Source organism: Bacteroidota bacterium (genome assembly GCA_039714315.1).
In the GTDB taxonomy this organism is placed as follows: Bacteria; Bacteroidota; Bacteroidia; order Flavobacteriales; family JADGDT01; genus JADGDT01.
In genome coordinates, this window is the sequence record JBDLJM010000175.1 from 1 (window position 1) to 5,447 (window position 5,447).

A 5,447-nucleotide genomic window follows, 5' to 3' on the forward strand; every position below is an offset into this window, starting at 1 on the left:
AAAAAAATGAACAGACTAATAGGAAACTTACCAAAAGTAGGAATTCGTCCGGTAATCGACGGACGCGAAAGAGGTGTTAGAGAATCTCTTGAAGAGCAAACAATGGCAATGGCAAAAGCTGCTGCTAAATTGATCGAAGATAATTTACGTTTTCCGAGTGGAGAAAAAGTTGAGTGTGTTATATCTGATACAACTATCGGTGGTGTGGCTGAGGCCGCAATGAGCGAAGAGAAATTCAGAAAAGAAGGTGTAGCGGTTTCACTTACTGTAACTCCTGCTTGGTGTTATGGGACAGAGGTGATGGATGCAGATCCGACTTTGCCAAAAGCTGTTTGGGGTTTCAACGGAACTGAGCGTCCGGGAGCTGTATATTTAGCTGCTGCTTTGGCAGGATATGCTCAAAAAGGATTGCCAACATTTGGTATTTACGGTCACGAAGTACAGGATGCCGGTGATACTGATATTCACGAGGATGTAAAGGAGAAAGTACTTCGTTTTGTGAAGTCGGCATTGGCTGTAGCGCAAATGAAAGGTAAATCATATTTATCGTTAGGATACTCTTCAATGGGTATTGTTGGATCGATGGTTGATCAAAATTTCTTCCACGACTATCTTGGAATGCGTACCGAGTTTGTTGATCAGGTAGAAGTTATTCGTAGAATTGAAGAGGAAATTTATGATAAAGATGAGTTTGAAAAAGCTCTACTTTGGACTAAAAATAACTGTGAAGAAGGTGTTGATTACAACAGCGAAAAATACAAAGGAGATAAAGCAAGAAAAGATTGGGAGTGGGAAATAGTTGTGAAAATGACATTGATTACCCGCGATTTAATGATCGGGAATCCAAAGCTTAAAGAAATGGGTTACGGCGAAGAATCTTTGGGAAGAAATGCTATTGCAGGTGGTTTTCAGGGACAGCGTCAGTGGACTGATCATATGCCAAATGCCGATTTTACAGAGGCGATGCTTAATTCCTCATTCGACTGGAACGGAATACGTCAGGCTTATGTATTTGCTACAGAAAACGACAGTTTAAATGCTGTATCAATGTTATTCGGTCACCTGTTGACAAACACGGCTCAGATTTTCTCTGACGTTCGTACTTACTGGAGTCCTGATTCGGTAAAAAGAGTAACAGGAAAAGAGCTTGAAGGTAAAGCTGCAAATGGTATTATCCACTTGATAAATTCTGGATCTACTACGTTAGATGCAACTGCCGAGCAACGCAACGAAGCAGGAGAGCCTGCAATGAAACCTTTCTGGGAAATTTCGAAAGATGAAGCTCAAAAATGTTTGGATGCTACAAAATGGCCTCAGGCAGTTAAAGAGTATATGAGAGGCGGAGGATATTCTTCTCAGTTCAAAACTGCTGGAGAAATGCCTGTTACAATGTGTAGAATTAACTTAGTTAAAGGAATTGGACCTGTATTGCAAATTGCTGAAGGATGGACTGTTGAAGTTGACAGTGATGTACATAAAATACTTGACGAACGTACAAATCCAACATGGCCAACAACTTGGTTTGCACCAAGAGTTAACGGAGAAGGAGCATTTAAAGATGTTTATTCTGTAATGGCAAATTGGGGAGCTAACCACGGAGCTATCTCTTACGGACATATCGGTTCCGATTTGATTACGCTGGCATCAATGCTACGTATTCCTGTAAACATGCACAATGTTGCAGACGAAGATATTTTTCGTCCGGCATCTTGGACAGCCTTTGGAACTGACAAAGAAGGTCAGGATTACAGGGCTTGCGAGGCTTATGGATCGTTGTATGGGATTAAAAAATCATAATTTAATTCGTCATTTCGATTGTAGTGAAACGATAGCGTAACGAAATGGAGAAATCTCATGATCTGAGATGTAATCTTGGGATTCCTCGACTGCGTTTCACTTCGCTCGGAATGACGACAAACTAACATATATGAACAAACTAACTATCTCTGCTATCTTATTATTCGGATTATTCAGTTGTAATACCGGGGATTCGAAAAAGGCAGAAAGCAAAGAAAATTCTGAAATGAAAAAAGAATATAAACAGGGAACATACGGTTATGACAGTCAATTTCTGGCATCTAATCTCGATTTGATCGAATTGACAAACGGTAAATCTAAAGTTGCTGTTGTAGCTGAATATCAGGGTAGAGTAATGACTTCGTCGTGTAATGGCTATGAAGGAAACTCTTATGGCTGGATTAACTACGATCTTATAAAATCGGGAGAGGTACTGGAGCACATGAACGGCTTTGGAGGAGAAGAACGCTTTTGGTTAGGACCGGAAGGTGGTCAATTCTCTATTTTCTTTAAAAAAGGAGTTTCTTTCGATTTCGAAAACTGGTTTACTCCAAAAGAGATAGATACCGAAGCATTTAAGTTGATCTCTAAAACTGAAAAATCTGCTTCTTTCGAAAGAGATATGAGCCTTGAAAATTACACAGGGACAAAGTTCGATTTGAAAGTAAACAGAGATGTAAACTTATTGAGTTCTGAGATTATTGGAAAAAATCTTGGAGTAGATGTGAGTGGAGTAGAGGAGGTAGCTTACGAAACAGTAAATAAACTTACTAATACGGGTGAAAATTCATGGGATAAGGACAGTGGTATGCTTTCTGTATGGTTACTTGGAATGTTAAATCCATCACCTGAGGTTACTGTTGTAATACCTGTAAAAGAAGGTAGTGTTGAAGAAATGGGAGTAGAGGTAAACGATAATTACTTCGGGAAAGTTTCCGCCGACAGATTAAAAACAGAAAACTCTACTGTTTATTTCAAGGCTGACGGGAAGAGCAGAGGTAAAATTGGTATTTCTCCCAAAAGAGCAAAGCCAATTTTGGGAAGTTACGATGCCGAAAACAAAATCCTGACTATTGTTGAGGTAATCTTACCAAAAGAAGAAAGCAAATATGTAAACTCAGCATGGGAATTACAGGACGATCCTTTCTCGGGCGATGCGATAAACTCGTATAACGACGGACCATTGGAAGACGGATCTCAAATGGGACCATTTTATGAAATAGAATCTTCATCGCCTGCATTGGCATTAAAATCAGGCGAAAGTTATACTCATACTCAAAGAACATATCATTTTGAGGGAAGTGAAGAGAAATTGGATGTTCTTGCAAAGAAACTTTTGGGAGTAAGTATTGAAGAAATTAAGAAACAGTTCTAATAATCGTTGCAAGTTGCATGTTGCGGGTTACGTTTAATAAACCTGCAATTTGTAATCAGCAACCAGTAACAACAAACTATGAGTAATCTAATACCTAAAAATCGGATATTCCCGTATATACTGTTAACCTCCCTTTTCTTTGCATGGGCGGTTCCAAACAACCTTACCGATACTATGCTCGCAGCATTTAAGCGAATAATGAGCCTGTCGGATTCCAAAACAGCATGGATACAAATTTCATGTTATCTTTTGGGTTATGGTTTTTTTGCAATTCCGGGAGCACTATTTATTAAGAAATACACATACAAGGCCGGTGTTATGATGGGCTTGGGGCTTTATGCTACGGGAGCGTTTTTGTTCTACCCGGCAATGTTAACTTCTGAAACAAACCTTGAGTTGAGTTTCTTTGTTTACCTAACGGCTATAATCGTGCTTTTTGCAGGATTATCTGTTTTGGAAACATCTACTAACTCATATGTATTAGAATTTGGAGAAAGAGATACTGCAACGCAGCGTTTGAATCTTTCTCAGTCATTTAATCCATTTGGAGCAATTACCGGAGTTGTAATATCTCAAATATTTGTACTGTCACAACTGTCTTCGTCTACTGCCGAAGAGCGAGCTTTAATGCCAGCCGAAGAATTAGCTAAAATTCAGGCTACAGAATTAAATGCGGTTACAATGACATATTTGGCAATGGGAGCAATGATGGTAATTATACTATTGTTGATTTACTTCACTAAAATGCCAAATTTAAAGGAGGATGATAAAAACCTTGATTTTATAGACACATTTAAGCGTCTTGGAAAAAACAAGAACTATGTGTCGGCAGTTACAGCCCAGTTTTTTTATGTAGGGGCTCAAATAGCTGTATGGTCATTTACTATTCGTTATGTAATGGATCAATTAAATTTAGATGCAGTGATTAAAAGTCTTGGAGCAGATGCAAGTGAAATACAAATTATGGATGCATTGCGAAATGTAGAGCCAATAGCAGCATCTTTTTATAACTTTTTGGAGGCAGTAGGCATGGATTCTATGTTGCCACGTACCGCTGAGCAAGCAGGAGCTACTTACTATATAATGTCATTAATAGCATTTGTATTAGGTAGATTCATCAGTACCTACTTAATGAAATTTGTTAAGCCTCGTATTCTGTTGGTAGTTTATTCATTAATGGCATCGTTGTTTACATTGATAGTAATTTATAGCGCTGGAAATGCAGGAGTTTATGCTCTAGTTGGAATTTCAGGATTTATGTCGTTGATGTTCCCAACAATTTATGGATTAGGACTAGAAGGACTAGGAGATGATATAAAAATAGGAGGAGCAGGAATGGTAATGGCAATTGCCGGAGCAGCTTTCCTAACTCAGATTCAGGGAATGGTATCGGATTCAATGGGAAGTATAAAGTTTGCTTTTTGGGTACCTGCAGTAGCTTTCTTATTTATTGCGGCATATGGTATGTATGCTCGTAAGTTGCAGAAACAGGCAGAAGCAGAATTGGAATTAGCAAAATCTTAAGAAAATAACGATAAGTATTAGGGCGCCGGAAACTGCTATCCGTTTATACGCTTCGCCCCAATACATATTCACAATAGGCATACAATGGTCTTTTTTATAAAAAGCCAATGTATGCCTTTGTTTATTATGCATTGTTGCTTCAGGGTAACACTTCTATCAGTGGCGCGGGTGTCCATAGAAAATAAATAAAGCTATTGTAAGAGAAAAACAGCTTAAAGGCTGGAGTAGGGTTAAAAAAGAAAAGTTAATTAAGATAACTAACCCTGAAGTGATTTGCTAAGATATTTAATCAATAATGTATTTAGCCTGTTTGCTATAGATTCTTTCTCGGCTCAGCCGAGACAAGCTTCGTTCAGAATGATGTCCGTTAATATTTTAATTACCCACAATATTTCACATAGCCCCATTATTTTTAATCGACTCCTCTTTTACTTCCACAAGCTTAGCAAGCAATTAGTTGAAACTTTCTCAGCTGCAAACGACTTAGAGTCAATAAAAAAGTGCTTTGATTATTTATAATCAAAGCACTTTATTCTGTTCGATCCTAATATAAAAGGACTATTTACTAAAGCTATTCTATCACTAGTCTTTTCGTAACAGCAGTATCTTTATTAGAAAATCTAACTAAGTAAATACCTTTATTAAATTCTGATGTATTTACCTGTATATCTTTACCACCTTCAAGTATAAGAACCGATTGTCCAAGAGTATTGAACATTTCTATTGAAGAAAACTCTTTTGCAGATATGGA

The 5,447-nt window shown here is 37.9% G+C and carries 4 protein-coding genes; 3 read left to right on the top strand and 1 reads right to left on the bottom strand.

All coding sequences use genetic code 11. The features are described from left to right. Positions 1-6 precede the first annotated feature (6 nt). From ABFR62_12745 to fucP, 3 genes are all read left to right on the top strand, one after another. Entirely contained in the window at positions 7-1,797 is a 1,791-nt protein-coding gene (locus ABFR62_12745; protein ID MEN8139291.1) for an L-fucose isomerase, read from the top strand. A 130-nt stretch (positions 1,798-1,927) separates the two neighbouring features. After that, a complete protein-coding gene (locus tag ABFR62_12750; GenBank protein ID MEN8139292.1) occupies positions 1,928-3,172 on the top strand; it encodes a DUF6786 family protein in 1,245 nt (414 codons plus the stop codon). A 78-nt stretch (positions 3,173-3,250) separates the two neighbouring features. After that, positions 3,251-4,696 carry an L-fucose:H+ symporter permease gene (fucP, locus tag ABFR62_12755; protein MEN8139293.1) on the top strand — a complete coding sequence of 482 codons (1,446 nt, stop codon included), beginning with the start codon at positions 3,251-3,253 and terminating at the stop codon, positions 4,694-4,696. 571 nt (positions 4,697-5,267) lie between these two features. Here the strand turns inward: fucP and ABFR62_12760 are convergent. Further along, positions 5,268-5,447: T9SS type A sorting domain-containing protein (locus tag ABFR62_12760; protein MEN8139294.1), on the bottom strand; the 180-nt coding region annotated here is incomplete at its 5' end.